Raw genomic sequence first — 15,122 nt, forward strand, 5'->3', positions numbered from 1 at the left:
TACTGGAGGGGGTAAGCGGTTGGCTACGAAGTGAACAGGGCTGGATTATGTGATTGTGATCACAGGAGATTGTGGCCTGCGACTCTGTTGGTTAACGCTCCTCCCCAACCGGGGAGGAGCAGGCGAGGCCATTACACCGCGACTTCCATGTCCATCATCACCGGGTGGAAACGGCGTTTAAAGTAAATCAGGCCGTGGCCTTGCGGGCTCAGGGTAATATTGCGGATCTCCACCAGATATACCAGGTGGGTACCGATGGTTTGCACCTGGCTAATCTCGCCTTCGAGACTGGCCAGCGAGCCCTTCAGCACCGGCTGCCCGAGCGCGCCGTGCTGCCAGCCGCTGAGGGCAAACCGCTCTTCCATCGTCACCCCGGTCATCCCGGCGAAATGACGGGCCATGATTTCCTGTTCGTGGTTCAGCACGTTGATGCACAACTTGCCGTTGCCCTGAAACACCGGGTTCATCGCGCTGTTGGCGTTGATACACACCATCACCGATGGCGGCGTATCCGTCACCGAGCACACCGCCGTGGCGGTAATCCCGCAGCGGCCGGCTTCGCCTGCGGTAGTGACCACATTCACCGCCGCCGACAGGCTGGCCATGGCATCGCGAAAACGCAGGCGTTGTTCATCTAATTGCATTATGACCTCCCGCTGCGAATTACTTCAGCAGCTTATCCAACATGTTGATATCAGCGTTATTGTGCAGATGCGGCACCGTCCAGCCGTTCTGGTCGTACTCGGAAAGGCAGCGGTCGACCATCGCCATCATCTTGTCCATATTGCCGGAGCTCTGCGCCTGGCGCAGACACTGCAGGCGAATCTCATCCTGGCTACCGGAGTAGTTGATTTCATACAGCTCGTGGCGGCCGCCGAATTCGCTGCCGATGGCGTCCCACATCAGTTTGAGGATCTTGATGCGTTCAACGTGATCCATACCGTTGGAGCCGCGCACGTACTTCGCCAGATACTGGTCGATCTGCGGGTTGTTCAGATCGCGGGCGCTGGACGGCAGATAAATCAGGCCGCTGGTGACGTTGCGCTCGATGATGTTTTTGATCTTGGCGTAGGCCATCGGGGCCATCACGCGATAGGTCTGCAGCGCGGCGTGATCCGGCAGCCATGCGCCGTTGACCCACGGCGTCGCTTCCGAGCACATGGAATCGCTTAACGCCCAGAACATGTTGCGCCACGCCACAACTTCGCCAAGGTCGGCCTGCACACCGCGGAATTCGAGGGTACCGGTACATTCCAGAGAACGCTTCAGCAGGGCGGTGATAAAGTCCAGTTTCACCGCCAGGCGCACGCAGGCCTGCAGCGGATACATGCGGGCGAAACCGCCCTCCATGGTCCAGCGACGGCAGCGGTCAAAGTCGCGGTAAATCAGCACGTTCTCCCAGGGGATCAGCACTTTATCCATGACCAAAATCGCGTCGTTCTCGTCGAAACGGCTGGAGAGCGGATAGTCGTACGGGGACCCGGTCGCGCCGGCGACCATCTCATAGGAGGCGCGGGAGATAAGCTTCACCCCTTCGGCATCCATCGGCGCGACGAACATCAGCGCGAAGTCCGGGTTCTCGCCCATCACCTGTGCGGAGCCGAAGCCGATCATGTTGTAGTGGGTCAGCGCCGAGTTGGTGGCGACTACTTTCGCGCCGCTGACGATAATCCCGGCATCGGTCTCTTTTTCCAGCTTGATGTAGACATCCTTCACTTCATCAGCCGGCTTGTGGCGGTCGATCGGCGGGTTGACGATCGCATGGTTAAAGTACAGGCCGGTTTCCTGAATGCGGGTGTACCAGTTGCGGGCGTTCTGCTCGAACTGGCCGTAAAACGCCGGGTTGGCGCCCAGCGCGCAGCCGAAGGCGGCTTTATAGTCCGGGGTGCGGCCCATCCAGCCGTAGCTTAGGCGTGACCACTCGGCGATGGCGTCGCGCTGCTGGCGCAGATCGTCGGCGCTTTTCGCCACGCGGAAGAATTTATGGGTGTAGCCGCCGCTGCCGGTATCGGTGCCCCAGCACAGGGAATCCTGCATCTCCGGTTTGTGCAGCGCATCGTACAGTTGCGCGACAGAAGCCGCGGCATTACGGAAAGCCGGGTGGGTGGTGACATCCTTCACGCGCTCGCCGTAGATATAAATTTCGCGGCCATCCTGCAGGCTTTTTAAATATTCTTCGCCAGTTAACGGGCGTTTCGCGTCGGCGCGGAAATCTTCAGGTTTCATAGGGGCCTCTTCAGTATTTATCGGAAAATAATGTTAAATATATGTTTTGTTTTTGTTGTTTAATTGAAGCGGTTGTTGCGCTTGTCGTGAAGGGACGTTTGCGACAACGACGGGTACTTTTCAGGCGGGAGTGAATTTTGTGATCTCTGCAGCTTTTGCCGGCTGGCGCGGCGCTGACCCGACCTGTGGGCCATCGTCCGGCAGGCGCAGCGCCAGCGGGGACTTACGATACCGGTACTTTTTGCGCCCGGTAGCTGCTGGGCGAGCAGCCGACCTGGCGGCTAAAAAAGCGCGCAAAATAAGCGGGATCTTTAAACCCCAGCTGCCAGGCTATCTCATTAACCGCGCTATCGGAAAACAACAGCAGCCGCTTCGCCTCGCGTAGCTGGCGGTCGAATATCAGCCGCTTCGGCGAACGGTTGGCAAAGCGGCGACAGATATCGGTCAGCCGCGATTCGGTCAGGTGCAGCTCCCTGGCGTAATCCGGTACCGTCCAGTGCTGATGGTAGTGGCTGTCGATCATCTGGTTAAAGCGCTGGAATAGCTTCAGCTCGCCGCGCATGCCGCTGGCAGCGTGATCGTCGAGCTTTGCGTTACGCAATAGCAGGGTAAAGACCGCCTGCGCCAGCAGCGCCAGGGTATGCTCGCGCCCCGGCAACTGGGCGGTAGATTCCCGGCGAATCAGCTGCCAGTAGTGCGCCAGCGCCGCCAGCTCGTCGGGTTTATCCGCCAGCGACAGGCAGATCCCCGGCAGGCCGAAGGTCTCCCGCGTGCCGGGATAAAGCACCTCCAGCAGCGGCCAGATGAGTTCTTCGTGCACCGTCAACACGTGACCATCGCTATCGGACTCGGTAATAAAGGCGTGCGGCACCGAAGGCGGCGTTATCACAAACAGCGGCGCCTGCACCGAGTAGCGATGGTCATCAAGCTGCAGCTCAATCTGCCCGGTATCAAGAAAGTGCATCTGAAAATAGCGGTCGTGGCGATGCGCCTGCATGTCGCGGCCAAAAAAGGCCGCCATACGGGCAAACGACTGATAGTGCACCTCTTCGGTACCCAGGCTCTCGTCGTAATCTTTATTGATGTCGATGTTGGCGATGGAATGCTGACACATACCCGCTCCTTAGTGGCCTTTTTGCGCCGCTAAGCCCGGCGCGGCGGCGGCGTCCTCACGCTGGCTCATTGGAATGCGGGTGAGCACCAGCGCGCCGACGATCAGCAGTCCGGCGACAAACCACAGCCCGGAGCTAAAGCTGCCGGTGGTATCACGCAAAATGCCGATCAACAGCGGGCTGACGGCAGAGCCGACGTTGCCGATGGCGTTGATCACCGCCAGCGCCACCGCGCGCGACTGCAGGCTGATCACCCGATCCGGGGTGGTCCAGAAAATGGCCATCGCGGTAAAGGATCCCACCGAAGCCATAATAATGCCGATCAGCTGGATCAGGCTGTGGTGCGTTGCCGAAGCCAGCAGCCAACCCGCCGCGGCGAACAGGTAGGGCAGGATGGTATGCATCTTGCGCTCTTTGCGCCGGTCGGAGCGGCGACTCCACCAGATCATGCCGAAAATGGTGCAGAACTGCGGGATCGCCGCCAGCAGGCCAATCATGATGTTGCTACTGCCGGTGTTGAAGCTCTGCAGGATCTGCGGCGTCCAGATATTAATGGCGCTGAGGGTATTGGTCAGGCAGAAGTAGGCCAGGGTATACATCAGCACCGCTGGCGTCAGGACTTCGCGCAGCGTGGAACGCGGCGAAGCCGGGACGATCGCCGCATGTTCCCGTTCGCGATCGATCATCGCCTTCAGCGCCTGTTTCTCTTCGTTATCCAGCCAGTTGGCTTTATCCGGCGTGTCGTTGAGGAAGAACCAGGTGACGACGCCAAGCACCACCGATGGCAGGCCTTCCAGCAGAAACAGCCACTGCCAGCCCTTCAGGTTCCACAGGCCGTCGAGCGCCAGAATATAGCCGGAAAGTATCGAGCCGAGCATCATCGTCACCGGCATGGCGATCATAAACAGGGCGTTGGCGCGGGCGCGATGGTAGGCCGGGAACCACCAGGTCAGATAGACGAGGATCCCTGGTAGGAAACCAGCCTCGGCGATGCCGACCAGCATGCGCAGGATGTACAGCGTATGCGGGCTGGTGGCGAACATGGTACAGGTCGAGGCGATCCCCCAGACCACCATGATCCCGGCGATCCAACGGCGCGCGCCAACTTTCGCCAGCATGATATTGCTGGGGATCCCGCACAGCACGTAGGTGACGTAGAACAGCGTCGCCGCCAGGCCGAACATGGTGGAGGTCAGACCGAGGTCTTTGCCCATCGTCAGGCCGGCGAAGCCGATATTAATGCGGTCCAAAAATGAGAAAACAAAGAGAACGAACAGGAAGGTGATCAGGCGGCGGAACAGCTTTTTGATCACCCGGTTTTCTACTTCAACGGATTTATTATCATTGTGTTGCAGGGTAGAGGTAGTCATGTTGCGCTCCACATTATCCGTTCAATAGACGGATTTATTGTTATCGGTTGTGGTCGTTGCGGTGTGGGTAAACCGGGCCGCCAGCGCTTCTGCGCCGCGGGCCAGCAGTGTGGTATCGACGCCGACGGCGACGAACAGCGCGCCCAGTTCGAGATAGCGCTTCGCCAGCTGTTCATTGGCCATCAGGATCCCCGGCGCTTTACCGGCCTGACGGATTTGCTGGATGGCATCTTCAATGGCGGCCTGTACTTCCGGGTGCTGCGGATTGCCGCCGTGACCCATATCGGCGCTGAGGTCCGCCGGGCCGATAAACACCCCGTCCACCCCGTCGACATCGAGGATCTGCGGCAGATTTTTCAGCGCTTCGCGGGTCTCAATCTGTACCAGGACGCACATGGCGTCGTTGGCCTGGTGGAGATAATCCGGCACGCGGTTCCAGCGCGAGGCGCGGGCCAGCGCGCTGCCGACGCCGCGCATGCCGGCGGGCGGGTAGCGGGTGGCTCTGACCGCCAGCCGCGCTTCGTCGGCGTTCTGAACCATCGGCACCAGCAGGGTTTGCGCGCCGATATCCAATAGCTGTTTGATCTGCACCGGGTCGTTCCACGATGGGCGGACCACCGGCTGGCTAGGGTAGGGCGCGATGGCCTGAAGCTGGGTCAGCACCGTTTGTACATTGTTGGGCGCATGTTCGCCGTCGATCAGCAGCCAGTCGAAGCCGGCGCCGGCCAGCAGTTCGGCGCTGTAGCTACTGCACAGCCCAAGCCACAGGCCGATTAGCGGACGCCCGGCCTTGAGCGCCGCTTTAAAAGCGTTGTTCATGTTGCTCTCCTCAGACAAAGCGGCAGCTGATGGCGCCCATATTGCCGTAGTCGACGTGGAAGGTATCGCCCTTGCGCGCCGGGACCGGACGGGTGAAGGAGCCGCCGAGGATTATTTGCCCGGCTTCGAGCTGGACATCGTACGGCGCCAGCTTGTTGGCCAGCCAGGCCACGCCGTTGGCCGGGTGATTGAGCACCCCGGCGGCGACGCCGGTCTCCTCAATCACGCCGTTGCGGTACAGCAGGGCGGAGATCCAGCGCAGATCCAGCTCGTCGGGTTTAATCGGGCGGCCGCCGAGGATCACCCCGGCGTTGGCGGCGTTATCGGAAATGGTGTCGAACACTTTGCGCGGGCGCTGGGTTTCCGGATCGATGTTGTGGCAGCGGGCGTCAATAAGCTCCAGCGCCGGAATAACGAAGTCGGTGGCGTTGTAGACATCAAACAGCGTGCAGTTCGGGCCGCGCAGCGGTTTGGCCAGCACGAAGGCCAGCTCGACTTCGATACGCGGAACGATAAAGCGGTCGGTGGGGATATCGCTGCCGTCGTGGAAGAACATATCGTCAAGCAGCGCGCCGTAGTCCGGCTCGCTGATCTGCGAGCTGGCCTGCATGGCTTTTGAGGTCAGGCCGATCTTGTGGCCTTTGAGTACGCGGCCTTCGGCGATCTTCATCTCGACCCACTCGCGCTGGACGGCGTAAGCGTCCTCAATGGTGATCGACGGATAATCCAGCGAGATCGCGCGGATCTGTTCACGCTGTTTTTCGGCCTGATTCAGCCGCTGGGCAATCAGGGTTCGGGTCTGTTTATCGAGCATAGAGATTCCTGTGGCATTGTATTGCCGGATGGCGCTTCGCTTATCTGGCCTACAAATTCATGGCCGTTGTAGGCCCGGTAAGCGCAGCGCCACCGGGCAATTTGCACATTATTTAAATAACGCGTGCACGTTGTTCTGTTTGTAGTTCAGCGTCGGGTCGAGCTCTTCCATGGCGAACGACAGCGCCAGGTAGCGACTCTCCATCAGCGCCGCGAAATGGGATTTGATCAGCGCGAACAGCATATCTCCCACGTCCTGACGGCTCTCCAGGCTGCGCCCGGAGCCGATCTTCAGCGTCATATGGACAAAGGCGTAATCCTGCTTGCCGTCGGCCATCTGCCAGGTATCGAGCCAGTGGGCACGGCTGCGGATCCCGCCGATCGGAAAGATGCCGGTGGCGGCCAGCGCCTCGTTGACTTTGGCGAACAGCCCGGGCAGATCGGCCTGCTCGCGGATGTTGTCGGTACATTCGGCGATAAAATGCGGCATAGGGCCCCCTTACGCCTGCGCCGGCAGCGGGAACACGGCGTTAACCTGGCCGGTACCGGAGCTGGCGAACAGCTCGGTGATAAACTCCACCTTGCCGTCATATTTATCCCAGCCCAGCAGGCCGAGCAGCATCACCGTGTCGTGCATGTTGCCTTCGCCGTAGCAGTAGTCGGCGTACTCCGGCAGCATGGTGCAGAACTCTTTAAATTTGCCCTCGCGCCACAGTTTCACCACCCGCTCATCCATCTGATGATCGAACTCGCGGGTGTAGCTGTTCATCCCCTCTTCGGCGCGTTGATCGTCGATAAAGCGGTGCGACAGCGAGCCGCTGGCCAGCACCGCCACGGTGCCGTCATATTTCTCAATGGCTTTGAGGATCGCTTCGCCCAGCCTGCGGCTGTCGGCAAAGTCGTGAACGGTACAGAAGGCGGAAATAGACACCACTTTGAAATGCTTATCGCTGTTCATGTAGCGCATCGGCACCAGGGTGCCGTACTCCAGCTTCAGGCTCGGAATATTGTGCGCTTTGGCGCGTACCCCGAGCTTCACCGCCTCGTCGGCGATGAGCTGGCCCAGCTCCGGGTTGCCGTCGTAGTCGTAGGTCATGTCGCGAATAAAATGCGGCAGTTCGTTACTGGTGTAGACGCCCTGGAAATGGTCGGCGCAGTTGATGTGGTAGGCGCTGTTGACCAGCCAGTGGGTGTCGAACACGATGATGGTATCGACGCCCATTTCGCGGCAGCGCTTGCCAATTTCTTTATGTCCGTCGATAGCGCCCTGGCGGCAGCCGTGGTTTTTCCCGGGCAGCTCAGACAGATACATCGACGGCACGTGAGTGATTTTTGCTGCTAACGCTAACTTACCCATATCAGACTCCCCATTTCGGGATCGGATGGTCGCCCATCGAGATGCAGACGTTTTTCATTTCGGCGAACACTTCAAAGCTGTACTCGCCGCCTTCGCGGCCGGTGCCGGAGGCCTTCACGCCGCCGAACGGCTGACGCAGGTCGCGCACGTTCTGGGTGTTGACGAACACCATCCCGGCTTCAATACCGCGCGCCAGACGCAGCACTTTGCTGACGTCCTGGGTCCAGATATACGACGCCAGGCCGTATTCCACATCGTTAGCCAGGCGCAGCCCTTCCGCTTCGTCTTTGAACGGCAGCAGGCAGGCGACCGGGCCAAAAATCTCTTCCTGGGCGACGCGCATGCGGTTGTCGACATCCGCCAGCACCGTCGGGCGCAGGAAGTTGCCGGCTTTCAGATGCGCCGGCAGGTCGGACGGCTTATCCGCGCCGCCGGCCAGCAGGGTGGCGCCCTCTTCGATGCCGAGGCGAATGTAGCCGGACACTTTCTCCCAGTGCTGTTGGCTAATCAGCGCGCCGACCTGGGTATTCGGATCGGTCGGATCGCCCACGCGCAGGCGGTTGGCGCGCTCGGCGAAGCGCTTGACGAACTCCGGATAAATACTCTGCTGAATGAAAATGCGCGAACCGGCGGTGCAGCGTTCGCCGTTGATCGAGAAGATGGTGAACAGCGCGGCGTCGAGCGCGCGCTCAATATCGGCGTCTTCAAAAATCAGCACCGGCGATTTTCCGCCCAGCTCCATGGAGTACTTTTTCAGGCCGGCGTTTTTCATGATGTTGCGCCCGGTGGCGGTTCCGCCGGTGAAGGAGACGGCGCGCACATCATGATGGCGCACCAGCGCGTCGCCGGCGGTGGCGCCGTAGCCCTGCACCACGTTCAGCACGCCGGCCGGGATCCCGGCCTCCAGCGCCAGCTCGCCCAGACGATCGGCGGTCAGCGGAGACAGCTCGGACATTTTCAGCACTGCGGTATTGCCTAAGGCCAGGCACGGCGCCACCTTCCAGGTGGCGGTCATAAACGGCACGTTCCACGGCGACACCAGCGCGCAGACGCCCACCGGCTGCACCAGGGTGTAGTTCAGCATCTTGTCGTCGACGGGGTAGGTTTTGCCGTTCATCTGCTGGCACACTTCGGCGAAAAATTCGAAGTTATGCGACGCCCGCGGGATCAGCACGTTTTTGGTCTGGTGGATCGGCAGACCGGTATCGGCAGTTTCCATCGCCGCGATCTCCGGGACATTCTGATCGATCAGATCCCCCAGGCGGCGCATCAGGCGCGCGCGCTCTTTCATCGGCAGGTTAGCCCACTTCGGGAAGGCCTCTTTTGCCGCCGCTACCGCCTGGTTGATTTCGGCTTCGCCGCCGGAGGAGACTTCCGCCAGTACCTCGCCGGTGGCCGGGTTGGTGGTATGAAAATAGTCTGCGCCGGCAACGTTTTTACCGTTGATCCAATGGTTAATTTTTTTCATGACAGTGTCTCCTCATACGCTTGCTGGCTGATGATATGGTTGACCAGGCGGCCCACGCCCTCGACTTCAACGATCACCTCGTCGCCCGGCACCACGTCGGACAGCCCCTTCGGCGTGCCGGTGGCGATCATGTCGCCCGGTTGCAGAGTCATAAATTCGCTTAAGTAAGCGATGAGAAACGGGATGCTGAAGATCAGATCGGCGGTGGTGCCCTGCTGGCGCAGCTCGCCGTTGACCCAGGTGCGCAGCGCCAGATTATGCGGATCCGGGATCGCCTCTTTGCCGACGATCCACGGGCCGATCGGCGTCAGGGTGTCGCGGCTTTTCACCCGCAGGTTCGGCCGATAGTAGTTTTCCAGATAGTCGCGGATCGCGTAGTCGTTGCACACGGTATAGCCGGCGACATAGTCCATGGCCTCGGCTTCGCTGACGCGGCGCGCGGTTTTACCGATCACCACCACCAGCTCGGCTTCGTAGTGCATGTATTCGACGTTATCCGGGCGTACCGACTGCTGCTGGTGGCCAGTAAAGGTGTTTGGCGCTTTGATGAACACCAAAGGCTCGGTTGGCGGTTTAAACTCCAGCTCGCTGGCGTGGTCGGCGTAGTTCAGCCCCAGCGCGAACAGCGTGCCGTCGGCGGGCGGCAGCCAACGGAATTCACCTTCTTTTAATACCGTGCCATCGTCCAGGCGCACCTGGTCGCGTTCATCGACCAGCACGTCGCGTACCTGTCCCTGCCATTCAATGCGTGCCTGTTTCATGCCAGCTCTCCTTCTGCGACAACCGGGTTTTCCAGCGTCGGGAAACCGTCGGCGAGGATACGTACCCGGTCGCCGGGGCGCAGCGTGACGCGGGAGTGGGGCGTACCGATGAGGATCGCGTCGCCGGGATTGAGGGTGGCGAACTCGCTCAAGGCGCTCAGCAGCTGCGCGGCGTTACGCTGCAGATCGCCGGTATGCCAGCTGTCCGCTTCGCGGCCGTTGATTTCGGTGATGATGGTCAGGTTATCGACGTTGCGCACCGGCGACAGCGCGCCGAGGGGGCAGAAGCCATCGCGGCACTTGGCCTTGATCGCCGGGCGATAAAAACTCTCTTCCGGCAGGCTGACGTCGTTAGCCAGCGCGTAGCCGGCGATATAGTTCGCCGCCTCTTCTTCCGCCACCTTGCGCGCGGTTTTGCCGACAATCAGCGCCACGGTGGCGCCGCTTTGCACGGTTTCACCCGGCGGATAGGGGATCGCCTCGCCATCGCCAATCACGGTATTGCGCGGCTTGATAAACCAGACCGCGGTCTTCGGCGGCGTCTTGTAGGGGGCCTGTTGAAACGCCTCGCGCCAGGCGTCGAGCTGGCTGCGATGATTGAGCGCAACGGCGAAGATGGTACCTTTCATTCACCACTCCTCTGGTACTGATTATCGATTCGAAGGAATTTCATTAATATGTTAATGATCATCTTTTATTCTTTGCGCGCCGGTTTGGCAAATAGAAGTGAATGTTTTGTGATCGGATTAACACAATATTTACATATTTTTTATTTATTTATTATTTATCATATAGATACATTTATTTTTAATGACGGCTGGTACTTTTCAGGTGCAGAAACCGGTTGTACATGGCAGGATTAGGGCTAATTATTAAATTATTAATAAGTTTTGGTGAGCGTTGTTGAGGGGATACCATGCATGATTCATTAACCATTGCGCTGCTGCAGGCGCGGGAAGCGGCGATGGCCCATTTCCGGCCGATCGTCAAACGCCACAACCTGACCGAACAGCAGTGGCGTATTGTGCGTATCCTTGCGGAAAACCCATCGATGGATTTCCACGACCTGGCCTGGCGCGCCTGCATTTTGCGCCCCAGCCTGACCGGGATTCTGACGCGCATGGAGCGCGACGGTTTAGTGTTGCGTTTAAAACCGGTCAACGATCAGCGCAAGCTCTACCTGTCGCTGACGCCCGCCGGGCTGGCGCTGTATGAGAGCGCCCAGGCGCAGGTGGAAGAGGCCTACCGGCAGATAGAAGCGCAGTTTACGGCGGAGAAGATGCGTCAGTTGACCACGCTGCTGGAGGAGTTTATTGCGCTTGGCGTCCCTGCCGGGCGCGGTGATGAAGAAGAGTAGCGGTTACGGCTCGGCGCTCAACCTGGCGAGGGCAATAAGCGTTTCCGCGCGGGCGGGGGACAGCGGCTCTCTCGGCTGCGGCAGCGGCCAGCCATACAGCCAGCGGGCGCTGGCGGCGCAGGTGCGCCCTTGACAGGCGCCCATTCCGCAGCGCTGGGTCAGTTTGGCCTGCAGCCAGTCGTCGGCGGCAGCCACGTCGCCGCAGCGCACATCTTCGCAACGGCACAGCAGGCTCTCCGGCGTCGCCGCGTTTTTCAACGACTCCGCCAGCTGGAAGGTGCGGTTGATAGCCGCGGCGAAGCGCTGCCAGCGGGCGCGACGGGCAAATCGCGCCTGGGCCTGCTGGCTGGCACCGGCGGCGGCATACCCGGCGATTTCGCCCTCCACCAGCGCCAGCTCGCTCCCGCCGAAACCGGTGCACTCCCCGGCGGCGTAGACATCCGTGATGCTGGTCTCCTGCCAGCGGTTAACCTGGATCGCCTCCTGCGCCGTGGCGCAACCGAACAGCAGCCCCGTCTCGATATTGGGCACCAGCCCGTAGCCGATGGCCAGCCGATCGCAGGCGATAGTCCGCTCGACGCCGCGCTGGCGCAATGTCACGGCCTCCAGCCGCGTTGTGCCGTGGGCGCGGATCGCCTGGGCGCCGCTAAGATAGCCTTTCGGGGCCAGCGTCGCTAACTGGCGCAGCTTCTGCGGCCAGCGCCACAGCCCGCTGGCGAAGCGCAGCAGCGCCGGGAGCGCCGCTTGCTCAATGATATTCGTTACCTGGCCTCCGGCCTTATTCACCGTATCCGCCACCGCCAGCAGCAGCGGGCCGCTGCCGGCAATCACCACCTTTTCTCCTTTCAGCGACAGGCCCTGCTTGATCTGCGCCTGCAGGCCGCCCGCGCCGGTCACGCCGGGTAAGGTCCAGCCGGGAAAGGGCAGCGACAGCTCGCGCGCACCGCAGCAGAGGATCAGTTTCTGCCAGTCAACCACGCCCCCGCCGTCGGCGGTTTCAAACAGCACGCTGCGCGCGGAGGGGCGGGCAATCAGTCGCGCGCCGTTCACCATCCGGATGGCGGCAGACGCGGCGATGGCGTCGCGGTAGCGCCGGGCCAGGGCGGGCAGTGTCGTCTGCGGGCCGGCCCGCCAGATTTGCCCGCCGGGTGCGGGGTTATCGTCGAGAATAATGACCTGCTTATTGCAGGCGGCGGCAGAGAGCGCGGCCGCCATGCCGGCGGGGCCGGCGCCGAGGATTAAAATGTCACAGCGCAGCGTGTGCATAGCGGCTCCTTTCTATTTGCATGCCGGCCCGGCACAGGGTCTGGCAGGCCAGCACCCGCCGGCCGTCGACGGTGATCCGGCACTCCTGGCAGATCCCCATACCGCAAAACGGCGCGCGGGGGTCGCCGTTAACCGCCTGGCGGGTGGTGGGATCGCCGGTCAACGCCAGCGCCGCCGCCACGCTGATCCCTTCCGGCACCGTCAGCGCTTCGCCATCGACGGTGATATTGAGCGTGTTATTCATGCGATCGCCTCCTGATGATACAGACGGGTCGGGAGCCAGGCCTCAGGCGCCAGTGGGCAGCGTTCGCCGAGGATCTGCGTCGCCAGCAGCTCAGCCGTCGCCGGGGCGGTGGTGACGCCCAGCCCTTCATGGCCCAGCGCCAGCCATACACCGCGGCGCGTGGGATGCGGGCCAATCAGCGGATTGCCATCCTGTGAGGCGGCGCGCAGGCCGCTCCAGCAGCGGATGATATTCAGCGTCGCCAGCGCCGGCACAAAATGGCGGGCGCGATCGAGCATCTGCCCCAGCAAGGGGAGATCCAGCTGGCGCTCGCGGTTATCAAACTGGCGCGACGAGCCAATCAGCAGCTGGCCGGTGGGCCGTGGCTGCAGGTTAAAGGCCACCGAGGTGCCGCCGCCGTGGGCGCTGGCGCCGTAACCCAGTTCAACCAGCTGGTGATGCACCCGCGGCCCGTAGCGATCGGTTATCGCCAGTTGGCCTTTTTTCGGCCGCAGCCAGTTTTCTGCTAACAGCGCGTTGGCTTCAAGTCCGCAGGCCACCACGATGGCCCGCGCCTGTAGCCGTTTGCCGCTGGCGAGCTGTACCTGTGGTTCGGTAATCGCCTGCGCGCTGTCGCGCAGGCAGGTGAGATGGTCTCCGGCATCGGCCACCAGCCAGCGGGCGACGTTCGGCGCGTAGACGATACCATCGCCGGGCACCCATAGCCCGCCGGCCAGCCCGCTGCGCAGCAGCGGTTCGCGCCCGGCGATCTGCTGCGGGGTCTGCAGCTCGCTGTGGACCTGATAGCCTGCCAGCCGCCGCTGTTTTTCGCCCGCGACGGCCATCTCTTCTTCGCTATCTGCCAGCCACAGCGTGCCGCAGCCGCGCCAGGCGCAAGCGTCGGGCATCCGCGGCGTGATGGCGCGCCAGCGCGCCAGCGACCACGCCGACAGCGCCAGTTCGGCGGGGTCGTCATCCATGCACACCAGATGGCCCATACCGGCCGCTGTCGCGCCGGGCTGACCGTTGTCGATAAGCGTCACGCTCTGCCCCCGCTTCGCCAGCTGCCACGCACAGGCGGCGCCGATGATCCCGGCGCCGATCACGATGACATCGCACGACTTCACGGGGCGATCCCCCAGCAAAAGGGATCGTCCGGGTTGAGGATCAACTGATTATCGCCGCACACCCAGGCTTCGCCGCGGATCGTGGGGATGATGCCTGCGGCGGCGCGCTGGTAGCTGGCGGTAAACTGGCTGCCGATGATGCTGGCCTGGCGCCAGATCGCTCCCGGCTGCAGCTTGCCATCCTGCGCCAGGCAGGCCAGCTTGGCGCTGGTGCCGGTGCCGCACGGCGAACGATCCCAGGCCTTTCCCGGACAGAGTACGAAGCTGCGGCTGTCGGCGGCATCGTCATCGGCGAACAGCTCGATATGGTCGATAACGCCGCCGTCGTCGCCGCGGATCCCCGCGGCCTCTAGCCCCTCGCGCACCGCCCAGGCGTAGTCGGTGAGCTGTGGGATGTGCGCCGGGCTAATAGCGAACGGGTGATCGTTGATCAGGAAAAACCAGTTGCCGCCCCAGGCAATATCGCCGACGACGGGGCCGAGCGCGGTCTCCACGCGGACCTGCTTTTTCCAGCGGCGGGCCGGGACGTTTTGCACCGATACGCTGCCATCGTCGTGCAATGTGGCGCTTACGTCGCCGACCGGGGTTTCAATCAGATGTACGCCAGGCTGGATACGGCCAAGCCACGCCAGCGAGGCGATAAGCCCGATGGTGCCGTGGCCGCACATATTCAGAAAACCGGCGTTGTTGAAGAAAATGACGCCAGCGGTGGCCGCCGCCGAGACCGGCTGGCACAGCAGCGCGCCGACCAGCACATCGCTGCCGCGCGGTTCGAGAATCACCGCCTGACGCCAGCGATCGAAGTCACGGGCGAAACGGTCGCGGCGCTGCGCCATGCTGCCGCCGCCGAGGTCGGGGAAGCCGTCAACGATCAGGCGGGTGGGTTCGCCGCCGGTGTGTGAATCAATGGCTCTCAGCGCAATAGGGGGGCGTGGCGCGGTCATTCTGCTCTCCGAAAGTTAACAACATGTTTCATCATGCTGGCGCAACCCGGGGCGGGCGGCTTGAGCACTTTCGGCAGAGATAATGACGAAATCGGCATAATCGTGCCGGGGTGATGTGCATACGTTGCATAGTTATTTCTTATTAATCATTTGGTTAATGGCGTGGTAAACCGAAAGTGGCGATTGCGCCAGTGGATAAACCAGGGGAAGGCGTAAAGCGGATCCAGGATCGCAAAACCGGCGGTTACCGCTTGAGGTGTTAACAGGAAGTGAATAAAT

The 15,122-nt window shown here is 61.6% G+C and carries 16 protein-coding genes; 1 reads left to right on the top strand and 15 read right to left on the bottom strand.

From position 1 onward, the window contains the following. Positions 1-131: 131 nt before the first annotated feature. The 11 genes from ABLV76_RS16755 to ABLV76_RS16805 form a co-directional block, all read right to left on the bottom strand. Positions 132-644 (bottom strand): 4-hydroxyphenylacetate 3-monooxygenase reductase subunit, encoded by a 513-nt coding sequence (locus tag ABLV76_RS16755; RefSeq protein ID WP_017899127.1) that lies wholly within the window; start codon positions 642-644, stop codon positions 132-134. A 19-nt stretch (positions 645-663) separates the two neighbouring features. Beyond that, on the bottom strand, positions 664-2,226 hold the full coding sequence (gene hpaB, locus ABLV76_RS16760) for a 4-hydroxyphenylacetate 3-monooxygenase, oxygenase component (protein ID WP_002887473.1): 1,563 nt from the start codon (positions 2,224-2,226) through the stop codon (positions 664-666). A 223-nt stretch (positions 2,227-2,449) separates the two neighbouring features. After that, the gene (gene hpaA / locus ABLV76_RS16765) at positions 2,450-3,340 is read right to left on the bottom strand and encodes a 4-hydroxyphenylacetate catabolism regulatory protein HpaA (protein ID WP_004204176.1); all 891 of its coding nucleotides are present in this window, start codon (positions 3,338-3,340) and stop codon (positions 2,450-2,452) included. 9 nt (positions 3,341-3,349) lie between these two features. Beyond that, on the bottom strand, positions 3,350-4,708 hold the full coding sequence (gene hpaX, locus ABLV76_RS16770; RefSeq protein WP_004204177.1) for a 4-hydroxyphenylacetate permease: 1,359 nt from the start codon (positions 4,706-4,708) through the stop codon (positions 3,350-3,352). 21 nt (positions 4,709-4,729) lie between these two features. After that, complete coding sequence (gene hpaI, locus ABLV76_RS16775) at positions 4,730-5,527, bottom strand: 4-hydroxy-2-oxoheptanedioate aldolase (RefSeq protein ID WP_348878395.1); 798 nt, start codon at positions 5,525-5,527, stop codon at positions 4,730-4,732. A gap of 10 nt (positions 5,528-5,537) precedes the next feature. After that, positions 5,538-6,341, bottom strand: coding sequence for a 2-oxo-hept-4-ene-1,7-dioate hydratase (gene hpaH / locus ABLV76_RS16780; RefSeq protein WP_004204180.1), 804 nt, complete (start codon positions 6,339-6,341; stop codon positions 5,538-5,540). 108 nt (positions 6,342-6,449) lie between these two features. After that, positions 6,450-6,830, bottom strand: coding sequence for a 5-carboxymethyl-2-hydroxymuconate Delta-isomerase (locus ABLV76_RS16785; RefSeq protein ID WP_017899124.1), 381 nt, complete (start codon positions 6,828-6,830; stop codon positions 6,450-6,452). 9 nt (positions 6,831-6,839) lie between these two features. Further along, on the bottom strand, positions 6,840-7,697 hold the full coding sequence (gene hpaD, locus ABLV76_RS16790; protein ID WP_002887492.1) for a 3,4-dihydroxyphenylacetate 2,3-dioxygenase: 858 nt from the start codon (positions 7,695-7,697) through the stop codon (positions 6,840-6,842). A gap of 1 nt (position 7,698) precedes the next feature. Next, the gene (hpaE, locus tag ABLV76_RS16795; protein WP_135730086.1) at positions 7,699-9,165 is read right to left on the bottom strand and encodes a 5-carboxymethyl-2-hydroxymuconate semialdehyde dehydrogenase; all 1,467 of its coding nucleotides are present in this window, start codon (positions 9,163-9,165) and stop codon (positions 7,699-7,701) included. Continuing rightward, positions 9,162-9,926 (bottom strand): fumarylacetoacetate hydrolase family protein, encoded by a 765-nt coding sequence (locus tag ABLV76_RS16800; RefSeq protein ID WP_048294123.1) that lies wholly within the window; start codon positions 9,924-9,926, stop codon positions 9,162-9,164. The genes hpaE and ABLV76_RS16800 overlap by 4 nt, the downstream gene beginning before the upstream one ends. Beyond that, positions 9,923-10,555 (bottom strand): fumarylacetoacetate hydrolase family protein, encoded by a 633-nt coding sequence (locus tag ABLV76_RS16805; RefSeq protein ID WP_004204186.1) that lies wholly within the window; start codon positions 10,553-10,555, stop codon positions 9,923-9,925. Before ABLV76_RS16805 ends, ABLV76_RS16800 begins: the two co-directional genes overlap by 4 nt. Positions 10,556-10,842: 287 nt before the next feature. On the opposite strand from ABLV76_RS16805, the gene hpaR reads away from it, so the two are divergent. Next, positions 10,843-11,283 (top strand): homoprotocatechuate degradation operon regulator HpaR, encoded by a 441-nt coding sequence (gene hpaR / locus ABLV76_RS16810; RefSeq protein ID WP_015704296.1) that lies wholly within the window; start codon positions 10,843-10,845, stop codon positions 11,281-11,283. A 3-nt stretch (positions 11,284-11,286) separates the two neighbouring features. Here the strand turns inward: hpaR and ABLV76_RS16815 are convergent, their stop codons facing one another. Genes ABLV76_RS16815 through ABLV76_RS16830 form a run of 4 tightly spaced genes read right to left on the bottom strand, consistent with a single transcriptional unit; the run spans position 11,287 to position 14,843 of the window. Further along, positions 11,287-12,549 carry an FAD-dependent oxidoreductase gene (locus ABLV76_RS16815; RefSeq protein ID WP_117130455.1) on the bottom strand — a complete coding sequence of 421 codons (1,263 nt, stop codon included), beginning with the start codon at positions 12,547-12,549 and terminating at the stop codon, positions 11,287-11,289. Beyond that, positions 12,530-12,793: a (2Fe-2S)-binding protein gene (locus ABLV76_RS16820; protein WP_004204189.1), complete on the bottom strand. Its 264-nt coding sequence runs from the start codon at positions 12,791-12,793 to the stop codon at positions 12,530-12,532. Before ABLV76_RS16820 ends, ABLV76_RS16815 begins: the two co-directional genes overlap by 20 nt. Then, positions 12,790-13,899, bottom strand: coding sequence for an FAD-dependent oxidoreductase (locus ABLV76_RS16825; RefSeq protein ID WP_135730087.1), 1,110 nt, complete (start codon positions 13,897-13,899; stop codon positions 12,790-12,792). The genes ABLV76_RS16820 and ABLV76_RS16825 overlap by 4 nt, the downstream gene beginning before the upstream one ends. Beyond that, positions 13,896-14,843 carry a 4-hydroxyproline epimerase gene (locus ABLV76_RS16830; protein WP_348878396.1) on the bottom strand — a complete coding sequence of 316 codons (948 nt, stop codon included), beginning with the start codon at positions 14,841-14,843 and terminating at the stop codon, positions 13,896-13,898. The genes ABLV76_RS16825 and ABLV76_RS16830 overlap by 4 nt, the downstream gene beginning before the upstream one ends. Between the last annotated feature and the right edge of the window lie 279 nt (positions 14,844-15,122).

Source organism: Klebsiella sp. GB_Kp047 (assembly GCF_040065235.1).
Lineage (GTDB): Bacteria > Pseudomonadota > Gammaproteobacteria > Enterobacterales > Enterobacteriaceae > Klebsiella > Klebsiella quasipneumoniae.

Coding starts and splice junctions, on each gene's coding strand:
- ABLV76_RS16755 (WP_017899127.1), bottom strand. CDS start 644: ATGCAATTAGATGAACAACGCCTGCGTTTTCGCGATGCCATGGCCAGC.
- hpaB (WP_002887473.1), bottom strand. CDS start 2,226: ATGAAACCTGAAGATTTCCGCGCCGACGCGAAACGCCCGTTAACTGGC.
- hpaA (WP_004204176.1), bottom strand. CDS start 3,340: ATGTGTCAGCATTCCATCGCCAACATCGACATCAATAAAGATTACGAC.
- hpaX (WP_004204177.1), bottom strand. CDS start 4,708: ATGACTACCTCTACCCTGCAACACAATGATAATAAATCCGTTGAAGTA.
- hpaI (WP_348878395.1), bottom strand. CDS start 5,527: ATGAACAACGCTTTTAAAGCGGCGCTCAAGGCCGGGCGTCCGCTAATC.
- hpaH (WP_004204180.1), bottom strand. CDS start 6,341: ATGCTCGATAAACAGACCCGAACCCTGATTGCCCAGCGGCTGAATCAG.
- ABLV76_RS16785 (WP_017899124.1), bottom strand. CDS start 6,830: ATGCCGCATTTTATCGCCGAATGTACCGACAACATCCGCGAGCAGGCC.
- hpaD (WP_002887492.1), bottom strand. CDS start 7,697: ATGGGTAAGTTAGCGTTAGCAGCAAAAATCACTCACGTGCCGTCGATG.
- hpaE (WP_135730086.1), bottom strand. CDS start 9,165: ATGAAAAAAATTAACCATTGGATCAACGGTAAAAACGTTGCCGGCGCA.
- ABLV76_RS16800 (WP_048294123.1), bottom strand. CDS start 9,926: ATGAAACAGGCACGCATTGAATGGCAGGGACAGGTACGCGACGTGCTG.
- ABLV76_RS16805 (WP_004204186.1), bottom strand. CDS start 10,555: ATGAAAGGTACCATCTTCGCCGTTGCGCTCAATCATCGCAGCCAGCTC.
- hpaR (WP_015704296.1), top strand. CDS start 10,843: ATGCATGATTCATTAACCATTGCGCTGCTGCAGGCGCGGGAAGCGGCG.
- ABLV76_RS16815 (WP_117130455.1), bottom strand. CDS start 12,549: ATGCACACGCTGCGCTGTGACATTTTAATCCTCGGCGCCGGCCCCGCC.
- ABLV76_RS16820 (WP_004204189.1), bottom strand. CDS start 12,793: ATGAATAACACGCTCAATATCACCGTCGATGGCGAAGCGCTGACGGTG.
- ABLV76_RS16830 (WP_348878396.1), bottom strand. CDS start 14,843: ATGACCGCGCCACGCCCCCCTATTGCGCTGAGAGCCATTGATTCACAC.